General features: G+C 32.6%; 18 protein-coding genes. 13 read left to right on the top strand and 5 right to left on the bottom strand.

Annotated elements, in window-relative coordinates:
• Nucleotides 1–2: 2 nt before the first annotated feature.
• Nucleotides 3–374 (bottom strand): globin domain-containing protein, encoded by a 372-nt coding sequence (locus tag KA883_RS04555; protein ID WP_046208061.1) that lies wholly within the window; start codon nt 372–374, stop codon nt 3–5.
• Between the two features lie 87 nt (nt 375–461).
• Complete coding sequence (locus tag KA883_RS04550) at nt 462–1,046, bottom strand: CYTH domain-containing protein (protein ID WP_046208062.1); 585 nt, start codon at nt 1,044–1,046, stop codon at nt 462–464.
• A gap of 189 nt (nt 1,047–1,235) precedes the next feature.
• Between KA883_RS04550 and KA883_RS04545 the strand changes: the two genes are divergently transcribed.
• From KA883_RS04545 to fabI, 7 genes are all read left to right on the top strand, one after another.
• On the top strand, nt 1,236–1,583 hold the full coding sequence (locus KA883_RS04545) for a UPF0738 family protein (RefSeq protein WP_046208063.1): 348 nt from the start codon (nt 1,236–1,238) through the stop codon (nt 1,581–1,583).
• 16 nt (nt 1,584–1,599) lie between these two features.
• Nucleotides 1,600–2,235 carry a GTP diphosphokinase gene (gene yjbM / locus KA883_RS04540; RefSeq protein WP_046208064.1) on the top strand — a complete coding sequence of 212 codons (636 nt, stop codon included), beginning with the start codon at nt 1,600–1,602 and terminating at the stop codon, nt 2,233–2,235.
• An 11-nt stretch (nt 2,236–2,246) separates the two neighbouring features.
• On the top strand, nt 2,247–3,056 hold the full coding sequence (locus KA883_RS04535; protein WP_019469071.1) for an NAD kinase: 810 nt from the start codon (nt 2,247–2,249) through the stop codon (nt 3,054–3,056).
• The gene (locus KA883_RS04530; protein ID WP_046208065.1) at nt 3,056–3,910 is read left to right on the top strand and encodes an RluA family pseudouridine synthase; all 855 of its coding nucleotides are present in this window, start codon (nt 3,056–3,058) and stop codon (nt 3,908–3,910) included. The genes KA883_RS04535 and KA883_RS04530 overlap by 1 nt, the downstream gene beginning before the upstream one ends.
• A gap of 83 nt (nt 3,911–3,993) precedes the next feature.
• Entirely contained in the window at nt 3,994–5,322 is a 1,329-nt protein-coding gene (gene mgtE / locus KA883_RS04525; RefSeq protein WP_151362710.1) for a magnesium transporter, read from the top strand.
• Nucleotides 5,323–5,330: 8 nt separating this feature from the next.
• Nucleotides 5,331–7,169, top strand: coding sequence for a monovalent cation:proton antiporter family protein (locus KA883_RS04520; RefSeq protein WP_046208067.1), 1,839 nt, complete (start codon nt 5,331–5,333; stop codon nt 7,167–7,169).
• Nucleotides 7,170–7,472: 303 nt separating this feature from the next.
• On the top strand, nt 7,473–8,243 hold the full coding sequence (gene fabI / locus KA883_RS04515) for an enoyl-ACP reductase FabI (protein WP_046208068.1): 771 nt from the start codon (nt 7,473–7,475) through the stop codon (nt 8,241–8,243).
• 85 nt (nt 8,244–8,328) lie between these two features.
• On the opposite strand, the gene cozEa is transcribed toward fabI, so the two are convergent.
• A complete protein-coding gene (gene cozEa / locus KA883_RS04510; protein WP_046208069.1) occupies nt 8,329–9,414 on the bottom strand; it encodes a lipoteichoic acid biosynthesis protein CozEa in 1,086 nt (361 codons plus the stop codon).
• A gap of 337 nt (nt 9,415–9,751) precedes the next feature.
• Between cozEa and KA883_RS04505 the strand changes: the two genes are divergently transcribed.
• The 3 genes from KA883_RS04505 (at nt 9,752) to KA883_RS04495 (ending at nt 12,764) form a co-directional block, all read left to right on the top strand.
• A complete protein-coding gene (locus KA883_RS04505; RefSeq protein ID WP_046208070.1) occupies nt 9,752–11,323 on the top strand; it encodes an alanine/glycine:cation symporter family protein in 1,572 nt (523 codons plus the stop codon).
• Nucleotides 11,324–11,422: 99 nt separating this feature from the next.
• Nucleotides 11,423–12,169: an esterase family protein gene (locus tag KA883_RS04500; RefSeq protein WP_046208071.1), complete on the top strand. Its 747-nt coding sequence runs from the start codon at nt 11,423–11,425 to the stop codon at nt 12,167–12,169.
• 85 nt (nt 12,170–12,254) lie between these two features.
• The gene (locus tag KA883_RS04495; protein ID WP_019469079.1) at nt 12,255–12,764 is read left to right on the top strand and encodes a YjcG family protein; all 510 of its coding nucleotides are present in this window, start codon (nt 12,255–12,257) and stop codon (nt 12,762–12,764) included.
• A 127-nt stretch (nt 12,765–12,891) separates the two neighbouring features.
• Here KA883_RS04495 and ltaA read toward each other — a convergent pair whose 3' ends face one another.
• Nucleotides 12,892–14,094, bottom strand: coding sequence for a lipoteichoic acid biosynthesis MFS flippase LtaA (ltaA, locus tag KA883_RS04490; RefSeq protein WP_046208072.1), 1,203 nt, complete (start codon nt 14,092–14,094; stop codon nt 12,892–12,894).
• Nucleotides 14,072–15,247 carry a diglucosyl diacylglycerol synthase gene (locus KA883_RS04485; protein ID WP_046208073.1) on the bottom strand — a complete coding sequence of 392 codons (1,176 nt, stop codon included), beginning with the start codon at nt 15,245–15,247 and terminating at the stop codon, nt 14,072–14,074. Before KA883_RS04485 ends, ltaA begins: the two co-directional genes overlap by 23 nt.
• A gap of 430 nt (nt 15,248–15,677) precedes the next feature.
• Between KA883_RS04485 and KA883_RS04480 the strand changes: the two genes are divergently transcribed.
• From KA883_RS04480 to KA883_RS04470, 3 genes are read left to right on the top strand one after another with little or no spacing between them, the layout of a single operon-like run.
• Nucleotides 15,678–17,162 carry a UDP-N-acetylmuramoyl-L-alanyl-D-glutamate--L-lysine ligase gene (locus KA883_RS04480; protein ID WP_046208351.1) on the top strand — a complete coding sequence of 495 codons (1,485 nt, stop codon included), beginning with the start codon at nt 15,678–15,680 and terminating at the stop codon, nt 17,160–17,162.
• Nucleotides 17,152–17,391: a YueH family protein gene (locus tag KA883_RS04475; RefSeq protein ID WP_046208074.1), complete on the top strand. Its 240-nt coding sequence runs from the start codon at nt 17,152–17,154 to the stop codon at nt 17,389–17,391. Before KA883_RS04480 ends, KA883_RS04475 begins: the two co-directional genes overlap by 11 nt.
• Before the next feature lie 12 nt (nt 17,392–17,403).
• Nucleotides 17,404–18,966 carry a peptide chain release factor 3 gene (locus KA883_RS04470; protein WP_046208075.1) on the top strand — a complete coding sequence of 521 codons (1,563 nt, stop codon included), beginning with the start codon at nt 17,404–17,406 and terminating at the stop codon, nt 18,964–18,966.
• Nucleotides 18,967–19,155: the final 189 nt, after the last annotated feature.

The raw sequence follows: 19,155 nt of genomic DNA, 5'->3' as shown, positions 1-19,155 counted from the left end.
AATTAATTTTCGGAATTAACCATGTGATTCGCTGTTAAACGTAATCGTTCATATAAATAATCCCCGACGCCTGCAGAAAAATCTGCTTGTTGAATAGCTTTATACATATTTTCAAGCCATGCGTCACGTTCGTATGTTGTTATTACAAATTCCAAGTGTCTTTTTTTTAACATAGGATGACCATGTTCTTCTGTATACAGTTGAGGTCCGCCTAAAAATTGTGTTAAGAATTGTTTTTGTTTTCTGCTTGTTTCTTCAAAATCTCCAGGAAACAAATGATTGATTCTATCATCACGTTTAACCATATCATAAAAATGGTCAATCATTTTAAATAAGGCGTCTTGTCCGATAACCTCGTAAGGTGTTTGAGTCATAGTATCACCATATCCTATTAATATAATACTAATATAACATGAATTTTTACATTTGGAAGTAATTCGACTTCTTAATATTGTGCGCAATTAACTGTTGTTTAATTTACGTTTGCGATTGAAAAATCTTTGGACTTTATTGTTTGGAATTTCATGATTGATATTAAATTGATTAAGAATCGATTTAAATTGAACTAATCCTTCATTATAATCATTTACTTCATATTCAAGTTCAAAGTCCTGGAAATCCAAGTAATAATTTTTATCTAAAACAAGTAGATTTCCGTTAATTTCTTTTTCTATACGTTCGGTAGTTAGGTCTCCTAAGACGATTAATGCATCAATATCTACGTCCATTTTTAGGAGTTGGTTTAAAATATCTTGGGGCAGATCCTGACTTTTGATGTGCTTGTTTAGTTTTGGTTCAACGATTGTATCGAAATTATACTCCATCAAACCAATTTCAGCTGGTACTTTTAACGTCATTTCGTATGCATCATCTTTAACGCGAATTCTCAAAGCTGATTGATGAGATTTTAAATCGAAATTTAATGTGTCGATGTAATAATTAGTTTGACTAAATGGTTTGATATTTAAAAAATAGGTGTTGTATATAGCTTGATAATCGTCTTCAGACAATAACTGTTTAAATTCAATTTCATTATTAGTTGCCACGCGTTACACTCCTTAAATATATATGATAATTCATTTTAAAGGACTTGTAAGTTAATTTAAATTAGATTGCATTATACGCTGAAAATTATTATATTTACGTTAAGTCAATTGATGACATAATAATAGTCATGTAACGTGTTATGTACGTCTTAATTATGTTAAAATAATGAAGAATAAGGAGGAACAAGCATGCGTATTTATGTGAATGAAATTAAAGTAACAGAAGATAGTTTAAAGTGTTATACAGAACAATCTACAGAAGGCTTACAAGAAGCAGGACAAATGCTTGTTGATAGTGATAATTATAGCTTTGCATATATCTTAGATGACGGCCAGTCGTATTCATATTTGATTTTTGTTCAAGAAACTTGGTCTATGCTACATGAAAATAAAAATAAAAAGATTATCGTTAATGATCATTTAGAACTAAAACAATTCGATAGAGAATTTAATTATATATTAGAAAATATTCAAGGTAATTCAAACTATGGTAAGGAGTTTGTTTCTGTTGTGGAAGATACTTTCGAATTAGAGTGAAGCGGAGTGAAGCACAATGAATCAATGGGATCAGTTTTTATCTCCATATAGACAAGCAGTTGATGAATTAAAAGTAAAATTAAAAGGGCTTAGAAAACAATATGATGTAGAAGATAATGCTTCACCGATTGAATTTGTGACGGGTCGTGTTAAACCTATGACTAGCATTATTGATAAAGCAAATAAAAGACAAATCTCATTTGATCGATTACATGAAGAAATGTATGATATAGCAGGTTTGAGATTAATGTGTCAATTCGTCGATGATATCGATATTGTGGTCAATCTCTTGAGACAACGTCAAGATTTCAAAGTAGTAGAAGAACGCGATTATATCAGTAATACAAAACAAAGTGGATATCGTTCATATCATGTAATTATTGAATATCCAATCGAAACACTTAAAGGTGAAAAGTCAATTTTAGCAGAAATTCAAATCAGAACATTAGCCATGAATTTTTGGGCAACAATCGAGCATACTTTGCGGTATAAATATGATGGAGATTATCCGCCAGAAATTCAGCACCGACTAGAACGTGCGGCTGAAGCAGCGTTTTTACTTGATGAAGAAATGTCAGAAATTAAAGAGGAAATTCAAGAAGCTCAAAAATACTATTCCAAAAAACGTGCTAAAAAGCATGATAATGACTAGGAGGTGCAATCATGCGCTATACAATTTTATCTAAAGGTGATTCTAAGTCGAACGCTTTAAAACATAAGATGATTAATCACATGAAAGATTTTGAAATGGTTGAAGATACGGAAAATCCTGAAATAGTCATATCAGTTGGTGGAGATGGTACTTTATTACAGGCTTTCCATCAGTATAGTCACATGTTATCGAGGTGCGCATTTGTAGGGATACATACTGGACATTTAGGGTTCTATGCAGATTGGTTGCCACATGAAGTAGAGAAATTGATTATTGAAATTAATAATTCAGAATTCCAAGTTATAGAATATCCACTATTAGAAATTATAGTGCGTTATAACGATAATGGATATGAGACGAGATACTTAGCATTAAATGAGGCGACGATGAAAACTGAAAATGGTTCTACACTTGTTGTGGATGTGAATATTAGAGGAAACCAATTTGAACGCTTTAGAGGAGATGGACTGTGTGTGTCAACACCATCAGGTTCTACTGCATATAATAAGGCGTTGGGTGGTGCGTTAATACATCCTTCTTTGGAAGCGATGCAAATCGCCGAAATCGCTTCTATTAATAATAGAGTATTCAGAACGGTTGGGTCACCATTAGTATTGCCCAAACATCATACATGTCTGATTACACCAGTGAATCATGATAAGATTTTAACAACCATAGATCACGTCAGCATAAAACATAAAAATGTTAATGCAATTCAATTTAGAGTGGCAAATGAAAAAATTAGATTTGCTAGGTTTAGACCATTTCCATTTTGGAAAAGAGTACATGATTCCTTTATTTCAAGTGGAGACGATGAATAATGCAATTTACGTATATGATTAGAGACCCTCAAATGCTAAGAACTTTTTTACAGGAGCAAGGGTATTCTAAGAATACAATTAGCGCCATTAAGCATAATGGCGCTTTAATTGTTAATGGACAAGCAGAAACTGTGCGTAAGCAATTACAGAACGGCGATATAGTGGAGGTACATTTAGGTTGCGAGACAGCTAGTAATAATTTAATCCCATTCAATAAGTCTTTAAATATTTTATATGAAGATGCATACTTATTAATCGTTTCTAAAAAAGCTTTTCAAAACTGCGCACCATCAAGAGAACATAAACATTTTAGTTTAGCTGAACAAGTTCTAGGTTATTTTAAACAATCAGGACAAAACATCGTACCGCATATTGTCACTAGGATTGACCGAAATACTTCAGGTATTGTTGTGATTGCTAAACATGGTTTTTTACATCATCTGATGTCAAACATACACATTGATAAAACCTATTTATGCGTATGCTATGGTGAATTGCAATCACAAGGAATCATAGATGCACCTATTGCTAGAGATCCTGCTAGTATTATTACAAGACAAGTCAATTCAAATGGTAAACAAGCAAAAACAAAATATAGATGCTTAGACCATAAAAATAATTACACTTTATGTGAAGTTACTTTATTAACAGGCCGGACACATCAAATTCGCGTCCATCTTCAGCATATAGGACATCCTATTGTGGGTGATGATTTATATGGAGGAGAACATTCGTATTTTAAACATCAGTTGTTACGATGTTTTAAAATATCTTTTATACATCCAATCTATGATCAAAAGATTGAAATACAAGATAAATATGATGCAATAGAAAACATATTTAATATGATATAATTTGAGTAACTATGGAGGTGGGACTTTTGGCAAATGAAAAAGACCAAATCGTTTTAGAAGATGAGCAAGTATATGATCAAGAAATGCTAGATAAATTACTGCATGAAAATCATATTGGTGAATTTAGAGAAGAATTCTTAGCGATGCACACATATGAACAAAGTGAATACTTTGAAGACAGCGATGAAGATATTAGACAAAAAATGTTTGAAGTATTGTCCCCTGAAGAAGTAGCAGATTTCTTTGAACAATTAGAAATTGATGAAGAAGCGTATGAAGCGCTGTTCGATACTATGGATGCTACATATGCTAGCAAAGTGTTAGAAAATATGTCATACGATAACGCAGTAGACATTATGAATCAATTATCTAAGCAGAAAATTGTTAGCTTGCTGACACTGATGAACCGTGAAGATGCAAAAGAAATTAAAGCATTATTACATTACGAAGAGGATACTGCTGGCGGTATCATGACGACGGAATATATTTCTTTAAAATCAACAATGCCAGTGAAAGAAGCTTTAATGCATGTTAAAGAACAAGCGCCAGATGCTGAGACAATTTATGTCATATTTGCAGTGAATGAGCATAAACAATTAGCTGGGGTTTTATCACTAAGAGATTTAATCGTAGCAGAAAATGATGCTTATATAGAAGACATAATGAGCGAACGTGTGATCAGTGCTAATGCTGCTGATGACCAAGAAGATGTTGCTCAGAAAATGCGTGATTATGATTTTATCGCTATGCCAGTTGTCGATTATCAAGATCACTTATTAGGTATTATTACAATCGATGATATCTTAGATGTTATGGATGAAGAAGCGAGTGAAGACTACTCTCGTTTAGCCGGGGTATCTGATGTTGATGCAACCAATGATTCAGTCATTAAAACTGCTAAGAAACGTTTGCCATGGCTAATTATTTTAACGTTTTTAGGAATGATCACAGCCACGATACTTGGATCATTTGAGGATACTTTAGCACAAGTGTCATTATTGGCAGCGTTTATTCCAATTATCAGTGGTATGTCTGGTAATTCTGGGACACAATCACTTGCCGTATCAGTACGTAATATTTCAACTGGTGAAATTGACGAACAAAGTAATTTTAAAGTCGCATTGAGAGAAGCAGGTAGCGGTTTTTTAAGTGGTTTGATTTGTGCTATATTGCTGTTTATTATTATAATGGTGCTTTATGGACAGCCAATTTTAGCTACGATCGTGGCAAGCAGTTTAACAATTGCTATGACAGTAGGTACATTAGTGGGATCAATGATTCCATTAGTTATGAATAAACTAAAAATTGACCCTGCAGTTGCTAGTGGTCCATTTATAACTACAATCAATGATATTGTGAGTATGTTGATTTACTTTGGATTAGCAACTTCATTCATGTCTTACTTATTATAGGGGGTTACATGGAATTTTTATCACTTGTTGTCGTTGTAATGGCAGCATTCCTTACACCGATACTAATCAATAGATTGCGAATTACATTCTTGCCTGTTGTTGTAGCAGAAATATTAATGGGTATTCTTATTGGGCACTCTTTTTTAAACATAGTAGAACGTGATGCTATGTTAAATATTTTATCTACATTAGGCTTTATATTCTTAATGTTTTTGAGTGGTTTAGAAATTGATTTTAAAGCATTTAAAAAAGACAAAGGCGCATTGGAAGATAATGATAAAAGTAAAGAACCTGGTCATTTACAATTAGCACTTACTGTATTTTTATTTATAATGGTTATTTCAATTGTATTTGCATATGCATTTAAATGGTTTGGTTTAATTGATGATGTTTTATTAATGATTATTATTATTTCTACTATTTCATTAGGTGTTGTGGTACCTACACTAAAAGAAATGAATATTATGCGTACAACTATCGGACAATTCATATTATTAGTAGCAGTATTAGCTGACTTAGTGACAATGATATTATTAACTGCGTACGGAACACTACACGCTTCAGGTGGCACATCACTTTGGTTAATAGGGAGTTTAGTAGTATTTGCGCTTGTTTTTTATTTCCTAGGTGGATTATTTAAGAAAGCACAATTCTTGCAAAAACTGATGGATGGTACAACACAAATTGGTATACGTGCGGTATTTGCGTTAATTATCATGCTAGTTGCTTTGGCGGAAGGCGTTGGTGCAGAAAATATTCTAGGCGCTTTCTTAGCCGGCGTGATTGTTTCTTTACTGGGTCCTGATGAGGATATGGTAGAGAAATTAGATTCCTTTGGTTACGGATTCTTTATTCCAATATTCTTTATCATGGTTGGTGTAGATTTAAATATACCAATGTTAATAAAAGAGCCTTCATTATTACTTATCATTCCATTTTTAATATTGGCCTTTTTAATATCTAAATTAATACCAGTATTTTATATACGTCGATGGTTTGATATGAAAACAACAATTTCTTCAGCTTTCTTGCTAACGTCAACTTTATCGTTGGTTATTGCTTCTGCAAAAATTGCTGAAAAACTTGGAACAATATCATCTGAAATATCAGGTATTTTAATATTAAGTGCAGTTATTACATGTGTTTTTGTACCAATTATATTTAAGAAAATGTTCCCGATGCCAGATGAAGCAACAAGACAGATTGAAGTGAGTTTAATAGGTAAAAACCAATTAACCATACCAATTGCTCAGAATTTAACATCACAACTTTATCAAGTTTCTTTATATTATAGAAATGATTTAAGTGATAAACGTAAATTATCAGATGCAATTTCGATGATTGAAATTGCAGATTATGAAGAACCATTATTAGAGCGTTTAGGTTTATTTGAAAGAGATATTGTTGTTTGTTCTACAAATGATGACGATATTAATAGAAAAGTGGCTTTAATGGCCAAAAGCCATGGTGTAAATCGAGTTATATGTAGGTTAGAAGCGAGTACTGGTGATGAAGGTTTACAAAGTGAAGGTATAGAAGTATTTAGTGGCTTTATGAGTAATAAGATACTCTTGAAAGGTTTAATAGAAACACCAAATATGCTTAATCTTTTAAGTAATGTGGAAACATCTTTATATGAAATTGCAATGCTAAATCATAAATATGATCAAATTCAATTACGTAATTTCCCGTTTGATGGGGATATTATATTTGTGAGAATCATTAGAAATAATGAATCGATTGTACCACATGGTGATACTCAATTACGCTATAAAGACCGTGTCATTGTAACGGGATCTAAAGAGTATGTTGATGAGTTAAAACGTGAATTAGAATTTTATTATTAACATCTATATCTGGGATAGTATTGAAATCCTAAAATATGTATTAATAGGTAGTGAAAGAACAATATGCAAGTTACTTTAAGCTGTTAGTACTGATTAATTGAATGAAGCGTTGGTCAAAATTTCAACTCGAAAGAAAGCAAAAAACGATGAATTCGTTTATAGAATGTAAAATGAATTGTTTAAACAATGAAACCAATGTTAAAATAAAGTTTGTTAGAATTGGCATCGAGCGAAGTGATAGGAAGTATGATTATAACATCTCGAACCAATTTACAATGAAAATTTAAAAAAGGAGTTATTTTCATGTTAAATTTAGAAAATAAAACATTCGTCATTATGGGTATTGCTAATAAACGTAGTATCGGTTTTGGTGTAGCTAAAGTATTAGACAAATTAGGTGCGAATTTAGTTTTTACATATCGTAAAGAACGTAGTAAAAAAGAAATGGAAAAACTTGTTGAACAGTTAGATCAACAAACAATTAGAATGTATCAAATAGACGTACAAAAAGACGAAGATGTTATCAATGGTTTTGCAAAAATTGGAGAAGAAGTAGGTAACATTGACGGTGTTTATCATTCGATTGCTTTTGCTAACATGGAAGATTTAAGAGGTCGTTTTTCAGATACATCTCGTGATGGCTTCTTATTGGCACAAGACATTAGTTCATATTCATTAACAATTGTTGCTAGAGAAGCAAAAAAAATCATGCCTGAGGGTGGTAGTATTGTTGCTACTACTTATTTAGGTGGCGAGTATGCTGTGCAAAATTACAATGTGATGGGTGTAGCTAAAGCGAGTTTAGAAGCAAATGTACGTTATTTAGCATTAGATTTGGGTGAAGATAATATCCGTGTCAATGCGATTTCAGCTGGTCCAATTCGTACACTTAGCGCTAAAGGTGTTGGTGGTTTTAACACAATCATGAAAGAAATTGAAGAACGTGCGCCATTAAAACGTAATGTAGACCAAGAAGAAGTAGGTAAAACTGCAGCTTACTTATTGAGTGATTTTTCAAGTGGAGTTACAGGCGAAAATATCCATGTAGACAGTGGTTATCATATCGTTAAATAATTAAATATCTTTAATTATTAACATATAAAAAGACTATTCGTTTCAACAACTGAAACGAATAGTCTTTTTGTTTTATATCATTATTTCATTCTTTGACGTCACTATTGGCTTTTGCAATAATTTCTTGTCTATAACGGAATACGTTTCTGACAACGGTTTTAATGACAGCATATAATGGAACAGCTATTAAGATTAGACCGAAACCGCCAAGATTACCTGCAGCTAATATCACTACAATAATTGTTAAAGGATGAATACTAAGTGATTTACCCATTACGTTAGGTGTAATCACATTACCTTCTAATTGTTGTGCAATCAGCGTGATAATACATACCCATATAAATGTTGTAGGGCTTTGAATAATTGCAATGACTGCAGCGGGTGCAAATGCCATCCAAGGACCTAAGAACGGTATCATATTTGCTACACATGCAAACATAACGAGTAATAATGTGTAGTTAAGTCCTACAATTGAATAACCAATGTATAAGATAATACCAAGAATGATACTTACTGTAACTTGGCCTTGAATATAGGATTTAACAGTTTCATTTAAATCTTTCAATAATTCTACAGTGAAAACTTTTCTGTCTCCTTTAAATAGTCTTGCGATGAAAGGGATAAAACGTTCATGATCTTTTAACATATAAATTAAAAAGAACGGAACCATTATCAGTAAGAAAAGTGTTGAAATAAATGATGTTAAGTAACCTAAAGAGTTAGATAAAATGTCAGCAGTACTGTCGCTGATAGATTGTACCATTTTATTAATGCGATCTGTTACATCATTAGGTAATCTTTCCATTTGATCTAGAGCGAAATTAATGATGTTTTGAACTTCATGTTGTAATGCAGGTATTTGAGTTACTAAGTTTTCAATTTGTTCTGCAATTAACGGAGCTAATACCCCAATAACAATACTAATAATTATGATTAAGCCTATAAAGATTAGAGTAATGCTACCCCAGCGTGGCACATGATTCTTTTCAAGTATTTTTTGAAAAGGCAAACAAATGTAAAACAAAAAGCCACTCAATAATAATGGCAGTAACACAGATTGAAGGATAATAATGAATGGTGTGAAAAGACTATGTACTTCCATAATCAATTTGATTAGTAAAAACAGGATTAATAAAGCGATACCTGTTCTAAACCATACTTTGTTAAGCATAGAATGGTTCCTCCTATAAAACTTTATTTGAATTTATAATTCAGTATATCTTAAAAAAAGATAGAACAAAAGGTAAATTTGTGAAAGTTTGTACTTAGTCGCACCGTGTGGTTGACTGCAATTTCAGGTAAGTAACAATTGTTACTTAATAATAAGTAGTACGTTATAAGATAATATAAGTATTAAATATATTAATGTTATTTATATAAAAAATTCATAACACATTATATAAATTGTTAAAATAATAACTTATATAATGCGTTGCGCGGAACATAACATATGTGTATAATATTAAAAAATATCATTTTCTTTAATGGTATAACAAGGGGGATACGTTATGATAGAAGGTTTTTTAACTTGGCTTTATGACATAGTATGGAGCAAACCATTAGTTTATGGTTTGTTAATCACTGGTATATTGTTCTCACTATTTATGAAATTTTTCCAAGTCAGACACTTTAAAGAAATGATTCGACTTATGTTTCAAGGGGAAAAGTCACCAACTGGTATTTCAAGTTTTCAAGCAATCGCCTTATCGTTAGCAGGTCGTGTAGGTACTGGTAATATTGTAGGTGTATCGACAGCAATATTTATTGGTGGACCAGGCGCCGTATTTTGGATGTGGGCTACAGCATTTTTAGGAGCAAGTAGCGCCTTTATAGAATCGACACTAGGACAAATATATAAACGAGAAGAGAAGGGACAATATAGAGGTGGACCAGCATTTTATATTGAATATGGTATAAAGGGGAAACTGGGCAAAGTATATGGATTGATCTTTGCAATTGTCACTGTAATTTCAGTCGGATTATTATTGCCAGGTGTTCAATCCAATGCTATATCCAGTTCTATGAAAAATGCGTTTCAATTAAATCCATGGGTTGTAGCCATATTTTTAGCAATCATTATCGGATTAATTATTTTTGGGGGAATCAAATGGATTGCTAATGCAGCGACAGCAGTTGTACCATTTATGGCAGTGTTTTATATATTAATGGCGGTTATTATCATTATACTTAATATTGAAGCGGTTCCTGCATTGTTTGCATTAATTTTCAAATCTGCATTTGGCATGCAAGCAGCATTTGGTGGGATTGTAGGTGCAATGATTGAAATAGGAGTCAAAAGAGGTCTTTATTCAAATGAGGCTGGTCAAGGTACTGGGCCACATGCAGCCGCGGCAGCAGAGGTGTCACATCCAGCAAAACAAGGTTTGGTGCAAGCGTTTTCAGTTTACGTTGATACTTTATTTGTCTGTACTGCAACCGCACTAATCATCTTGCTTTCTGGTACATATAATGTAACGGATGGTGGCAATACACCTAGTGATAAAGCGAGTTTGATTAAAGATAATGGTATCTTTGTTGAAATGTCAAATGGAGATAAAGATTATTCTGGTACAGCAATGTATGCTCAAGCAGGTATAGATAAGGCTTTACAAGGCGGAAGTTATCATTTTGATCCATCATTCTCTGGATTCGGATCTTACTTTATAGCAATTGCATTATTTTTCTTTGCTTTTACTACTATATTGGCTTATTACTATATTGCAGAAACCAATATTGCATACTTAACGAGATCTGCAAATTATAGAACTTCCTTTATATTTATCAATATAACTCGTATTGTATTGATATTAGCAACAGTTTATGGCGCAGTGAAAACGGCAGATATAGCATGGTTAATGGGAGATTTAGGTGTAGGCATGATGGCATGGCTTAATATCATAGCGATTTGGCTATTACACAAACCAGCTATAAACGCATTGAAAGATTATGAATTGCAGAAAAAGCGTTTAGGATCTGGTAGAAAAGCGATTTATAAACCAGACCCAGAAAAAGTACCCAATGCTGTTTTTTGGCTAAAAGATTATCCTGAACGCCTTAAAAAAGAGAATATTAACGATTAAAAAATAGTATCTTACTTTGCTAAATAAAAAGGAGTTATTTTAAAATATTGCGTCTCTTGATACAATGTCATTAAGACTATGAGGGGGCGCATTATTTTTATGGACAATTTTCAAGCAGGACGAATTAATAAAATTAATTTTTCAAGCGACATATTAGATAGAGACATCACACTTTCTATTTATTTACCTAAAGATTTCACAGAATTATTTAAATACAAGGTCGTCTTTTGTTTTGATGGTTTGGATTTTTTTAGCTTTGGTAGAATACACAGAACGTATGAAAAATTGTGGGAAGCAAATGAAGTAGAAAGAGCAATCTTTGTGGGTTTTCATTATGAAGATGTTGAAAAAAGAAGAGCAGAATTTCATCCTCAAGGAGCAAAAACAGCACTAACTGTAAAATGTATGGCGAATGAAATTTTACCGTTTATAGACGCTCAATTCCCAACATATAAAGTAGGAAATGGCAGAGTTATTTTAGGTGATAGTTTAGCAGGGAGTGCAGCTTTGATCACAGCCTTATCCTATCCAAGAATTTTTAGCCAAGTAGGTCTATTGAGTCCTCAACATGATGAGGTAATACAAACATTAATTGAACGATGTCAATTTCAAGAACAATTGACGATTTGGCATACAGTTGGATTAGAAGAAAAAGACTTTGCTTTACCAACGACCGGAAAGCAAGCGGATTTTTTAACACCTAATCGCCAGTTGAAATCGATTATCGAAAATAGTGATATTACTTATCACTATGCAGAGTTTGATGGGGGACATAGATGGAAATCTTGGAAACATTTACTAGATGATTTATTAAAATATTTTTTATCAGATAATATTTCTTTTTAAATATCTGTAGGAAATTTAGTTAAAAGTAACGAATTTTTGTGAAATTTGATATAATGTAGTTATGTTAAACAAAGGAGGAATTTAAATGATTTTAGGATTAGCATTAATTCCGTCAAAAGCGTTTCAAGATGAAGTAAATGCATACCGTAAACGTTATGATGCTCACTATGCAACGATTATGCCACACATTACGATTAAAGAGCATTTTAAAATAAACGAAGGTGATCTTGACGCTGTCAAAGAGACAATCAAATCAAGAATCGAGGGGATACCACCGATTGAAGTACACGCGACAAAGGCATCAAACTTTGCGCCAATTACAAATGTAATTTATTTTAAAGTTGCCAAAACGGACAATTTAGAAAAATTATTTAATCAATTCAATAGTGGTGATTTTTATGGTCGTCCAGAACATCCATTTGTACCACATTTTACAATTGCACAAGGCTTGACTAGTCAAGAGTTCGAAGACATTTTTGGTCAATTGAACTTAGCGGGTATTGACTATAAAGAAGCAATTGAGCAACTTTCTTTAGTTTACTATGATGAAAGTGCAGAAAAATGGAAAGTATTAGAGAATTTTAATTTTGCATAATTTTTTTATATAAAATTATCATTTTAATCGATGATAATATTGAAATTTTAAAAGCGTCGCTATCATATTTTTAGATAATTTCTAAAATGATAGCGACGCTTTTGTATGTTGAAACGTACTCATATACTTAAGTGTGATTGTGTTGTTTTTTATTTTTAATAAAATACAAGCCATAAAATATTGCTAAAAATAAGAACACTAATGCTGAAAAATAAAATGTATTATTAACAGATTTAGAGAATTCTGTAATTAAACCACCTACGAGTGGACCAATCATAGACCCGAAACCTTGAACACTATTGAACACGCCCCAAGTCTCTTCTTGTTCATCCATATGGATATGACTAGCCATAAAAGTATTCCATGCAGGTAATAAGATACCATACATTAGGCCAATAAATAATGCTAAGCCCCAGACTAGTTTAATATCTGTAATAATAGATAAAGCAAATATCATTATAGTGTATAAGACGAAACCACCAAAAATGATACTGTACATAAATAATGTTCCATTGTTATCTATAATTTTAGATAAAAATAGCATAGAAATGGCACAACCTATACCACCAATGATAATTGCTATTGTATATTCTACGGTTGAAACGCCGACAACTTTTGTCGCATATGTAGGTAATATTGGGACTAAGGCGGTGATTGAAGCACCTTGTAATAAAATACCTGGAAATAGAATGAGATGACGTTTGGTCACGTTTACAATTTGTCCTAATTGTTGCTTTACAGGTCTTGTATTGTAGTTAGTAAGCCTGATTTTAACGAAATAGTATAAAATCCATGCAATCAATACGACTAATGACATCATAAACGCAAAGCGTGTTGGGTGGAATTTAAAGATTAAGTTCATTCCAACCATCCCGACTAATAAGCCTAGTAGCCAAGAGAAATAGACATATCCCATTTGTTTACCACGGTTATTTTCATCAACACTTGCAAGCATAATGACCCAAATCGGACTCACTGCGATACCTAGTAATATCGCACTTGTGATTAATACGATTGGTGATGTAGGAAACCAAATGACTAAAAACAAACTACCAAAAGCTAATAAAAATCCAAGTGTTAAAACAAGTTTAGTACCTAAGCGTTTAAGTAAAAAACCAATGACAAAGTTTGTTGTTGCATCAGCAATAAAGTGAATAGAAATAGCGATAGATGTAACACCTACCGCAATAGAAGTTGCCGTTGGAAGTAAGGCTAAGTAACTCAATACATACATACCTCTAGCAAACTCCATTAAAAATAAAATAATCAACATAATAATAAAATTTGTGCTTGAATTGTAGTTAGTATTATTTAACGAAGAGCTTTGCATATAAAGGAACCTTTCCATAAACTTCTTCATAACGTGTCGAATGGTCTAGAAGTTCTAACAAATCTTTGCATAATTTATATGTTGAATATGGAATGCGCGATTCACTCATTGCTTCAGACATTTCCACTAGTGAAGTTGGATGATTTGTTAATGAGGCTACTTGTTGTATAGCTTCATCGGGTGAATAAGCGATTGTACCATAACCTTTTTCTTCAAAATAGAGCGCGTTTTCTAACTCTTGTCCTGGCGCAGGATCTAAGAAAATCATTGGTATTTGTCGCGTTAGTGCTTCAGAAATAGTGATGCCACCTGGTTTTGTTATCATCAATTGACTTGAAGCCATCCATTCATTCATTTGTTTTGTATAACCTAAAATCAGTACGTTATCATAATTTTTAAATTGGCTAGATAATGTGCGCTTCAAATCTTTGTTTTTACCACAAACCATGACGACTTGCGAGTGTGGACTTTTAGTCAAAATATCGCTAATCATTTGATCGAATCCTTTAGAAACACCAAAAGCACCTGCTGACATAAGGATTGTTGGTTTGTCAGGATTCAAATTATTTTGACGTAACCATGCAGATTGGTCGATATCTTGTTCGAATTTATCAGAAATTGGAATGCCTGTAACCTTTAATTGATTTCTTGGAATGCCTAATTCAGCAAATTCATCTTTTAATTCCTCAGTTGCCAAATAATATCGTTGAGAATGTGGTGTAACCCAATTCTTCTGTAATCTATAATCTGTCATAACTGTGGCAATGGGAATATTCATATCAAATTGCTCAGTTAATACAGACATCACTGGCGTAGGGAAGGTAAGTAGAATTAAATCTGGCTTTTCTTTTAGTAATAAATTAATTAATTTATTCAAACCATAATATTTGTAGAAACATTTGTCTATTTGGTCAGGTTTACTATAGTAAAAAGACTTGTACATATTTCTGAAGTACTTAAAGCTATTGATATACCACTTTTTACATATAGAAGTCAAAATTGGGTGAGCTTCTAAAAATAAATCATGTTCAATGACAGTTAAATTGTCTAGATTCATTTCGTTGAATTGGTTTACTACGCTTTGAGTAACCTGTAAATGTCCGTTACCAAAAGAACCAGTAATAATCAATATTTTTTTGTTACGAGTAACCATTTTGAGTCACCCTCCAATAGTATAAATTTAGCTCATGCTAAGTTTAACGCATTTTGTTGTCATGCGAAAGAAAAAACATAATTAATAGAGATTATATCATTTTACAAACGCATAGAAAATAATTCATACTTATTTTTAAAAATTATATCATGATAAATTTAGATTGTTCTATATTTATACCATACCACGCATGCTTTTAAAATAAGTCATCTTAAAAGAAATTAAACAAATAAAAAAGAAAATCTACATAATTAATTACATATGATTAACATTTTAAATCTAGTTTATACTTACGGTAATTATAATGTTTTTAAATAAAAACGAAAAAAATATATAATGGTAGAGAAAAGGCAAAATGCAATATTAGTTTCTATAAAATCACTTGAAAATGTGTATAATAGAAGTATTGGAAATAAAGGAGCGGTTAATGTTGAATGCAAACGAGTTGTTTAAAAAAATTAGAGTTAAACAAGTGATTGGAACATTAGATATGAATGTGAATGATATAACAACGGACTCGCGTACAGCTAAAGAAGGCAGCATATTTGTTGCTTCTAAAGGTTATACCGTCGATAGTCATAAATTTTGTCAAGATGTTGTGAATCAAGGCTGTAAAGTTATTGTGGTAAATCATGAACAACTGTTGAAAGGTGATGTAACGCAAGTTATCGTTCCTGACACGTTGCGTGTTGCTAGTTTACTCGTAAATGTATTATTTAATTATCCAAGTAAACAACTTACTACATATGGTGTTACCGGGACAAATGGCAAAACATCTATAGCAACAATGATACACCACATATATAGAAAATTAGGTAAAGGTAGTGCTTATTTAGGTACAAATGGTTTTCAAATTAACGAAGAAAAATCTAAAGGTACAAATACAACTCCTGAAACAGTTGCGTTGACGAAAAAAATTCATGAAGCTGTAGAACAACAAGCACAAGCTATGACTTTAGAAGTATCAAGCCACGGATTATCATTAGGACGCTTAAGTGGTGTTAATTTTGATGTTGCTGTGTTTTCAAATTTAACGCAAGATCATTTAGACTTTCACGGTACAATGGAAGCTTATGGTCATGCCAAATCATTATTATTCAGCCAGTTAGGTGAAGATTTATCAAAAGAAAAATATGTTGTTTTAAATCAAGATGATGAATTCTCAGAATATTTAGCTTCAGTTACACCTTACGAGGTGTTTACGTATGGCATCAAAGAACATGCACAATTTAAGGCTGAAAATATTCATGAGTCTTTACAAGGTGTAACATTTGATTTTAATACACCTGAAGGTACATTTCCTGTGAAGTCACCATATGTAGGCATTTTCAATGTCTCTAATATTATGGCAGCAATGATAGCTGTTTGGGCAAAAGGTGCTACTTTAGAAGAAATTATTCAAGCGGTAGAAAACTTAGAACCAGTTGAAGGTCGACTTGAAGTTTTAGACCCAAAATTACCAATTGATTTAATTATAGATTATGCACACACAGCAGATGGTATGGATAAACTTATAGATGCAGTGAAACCTTTTGCAAAACAGAAATTGATTTTCTTGTGTGGAATGGCTGGAGAAAGAGACATGGGGAAAACACCTGAAATGGGTCGTGTCGCTTGTAGAGCGGATTATGTTATTTTTACGCCTGACAATCCAGCAAATGATGATCCAAAAAAATTAACAAGTGAACTTGCTAAAGGCGCAACGCATAGTAATTATGTTGAATTCGAAGATCGTGCGGAAGGGATTCGTCATGCTATTGAAATTGCTAATCCTGGTGATACAGTTGTCTTGGCGTCAAAAGGGCGTGAGCCTTATCAAATTATGCCTGGTCATGTAAAAGTACCGCATCGAGATGACTTAATCGGTTTAGAAGCGGCTTATAAAAAATTTGGCGGTGGTCCTGTTGAAAATTAAGCCTATAAGTCTGAATGGTGTAACAGTTCGTAGTTATATTTATAAAAATGATGACGCTGATGTCTTACTTATGGCAATACCAGACCTCAATTGGTCATTAGAAATTGATACTTCGTTAAATGATGATGATATCAAGGAGGAACTTGTGATACACTTGTTTACGTTACTTGATGAGTCAACAGCAGTACAAATTGCTGATGATATTGGTCAATCGATATTTGAGAATTAAAGGAGAGAACAAATGAGTATAAAGGAAGAAGTAGAATCCAGAAAAACTTTTGCGATTATTTCACATCCTGATGCTGGGAAAACCACATTAACAGAAAAGTTACTGTTATTTGGTGGGGCAATAAGAGAAGCAGGGACCGTAAAAGGTAAAAAGAGCGGTAAGTTTGCAACAAGTGACTGGATGAAAGTTGAACAAGAACGTGGTATCTCAGTAACGAGTTCAGTGATGCAATTTGATTATGATCATTATAAAATCAACATTTTAGATACGCCAGGGCATGAAGACTTTTCCGAAGACACATATCGAACATTAATGGCAGTGGATAGTGCTGTAATGGTTATAGACTGTGCAAAAGGTATTGAACCTCAGACTTTAAAACTATTCAAAGTTTGTAAAATGAGAGGTATTCCTATTTTTACGTTTATCAATAAGTTAGATAGAGTAGGAAAAGAGCCATTTGAATTGTTAGATGAAATCGAGTCTACACTGGAAATCGAAACGTATCCTATGAATTGGCCAGTGGGTATGGGACAAAATTTCTTTGGTATCATTGATCGAGATACACATACGATTGAGCCATTTAGAGATGAACAAAATGTACTACATTTAAATGATGATTATGAACTGGAAGAAGATCATAATATTAAAAATGATAGCGCCTTTACACAAGCAATCGAAGAATTAATGTTGGTAGAAGAAGCAGGAGAAACATTTGATAATGAAGCTTTGAGAAATGGTGATTTAACACCAGTGTTCTTTGGATCAGCATTAGCGAACTTTGGTGTAGAAAATTTCTTAAATGCTTATGTTGATCATGCACCTATGCCAAGTGCACGACAAACGAAAGAAGATATTGAAGTTACACCTTACGATACGGATTTTTCAGGCTTTATTTTCAAAATTCAAGCCAATATGGATCCCAAACACAGAGATAGAATTGCTTTTATGAGGGTAGTTAGTGGCGCTTTTGAACGAGGTATGGATGTTACCTTACAAAGAACGAAAAAGAAACAGAAAATAACACGTTCGACTTCGTTTATGGCTGATGATAAAGAAACAGTTAATCACGCAGTTGCTGGAGATATCATAGGTTTGTATGACACAGGTAATTACCAAATTGGAGATACATTAGTAGGTGGCAACCAAAAATTCAGTTTCCAAGAATTACCGCAGTTTACACCAGAATTATTTATGAAAGTTTCTGCCAAAAATGTCATGAAGCAGAAGCATTTCCATAAAGGAATTGAACAATTAGTTCAAGAAGGCGCAATTCAATACTATAAAGCATTGCATACCAATCAAATTATTATTGGTGCGGTAGGTCAGTTACAATTTGAAGTATTTGAACATAGACTTAAAAATGAATATAATGTCGATGTCATCATGGAACCAGTTGGTCCAAAAATTGCAAGATGGATTGAAAATGAAGAAGATATTAAAGATAAAATGAGCTCTTCTCGTTCTATTCTTGTTAAAGATGTTTATGATAATTACGTTTTCTTATTTGAAAATGAGTTTGCAACGAGATGGTTTGAAGAAAAATTTCCAGAAATTAAATTATACAGTTTGTTATAATATGATTAATTGTGTATAATACTATATTATTAATAGAATACCTATGACTTTGTAGTCGGAGGGGAGTAACTCAACTGTTTTTAAGGAGATATATGAGATAGTAATATTTTTGTGAAATGTCTGTTTTATATATCTTTTTAACATAGTCATTTTGTCGTCATTACGAAACGTTAAACGTTTCCGGTAAAA

The organism is Staphylococcus sp. GDY8P54P (assembly GCF_017892645.1).
Classification (GTDB): Bacteria; Bacillota; Bacilli; order Staphylococcales; family Staphylococcaceae; genus Staphylococcus; species Staphylococcus ureilyticus.
Note: the sequence above shows the minus strand (reverse complement) of the source record. Positions and strands in the feature narration are given on the sequence as shown.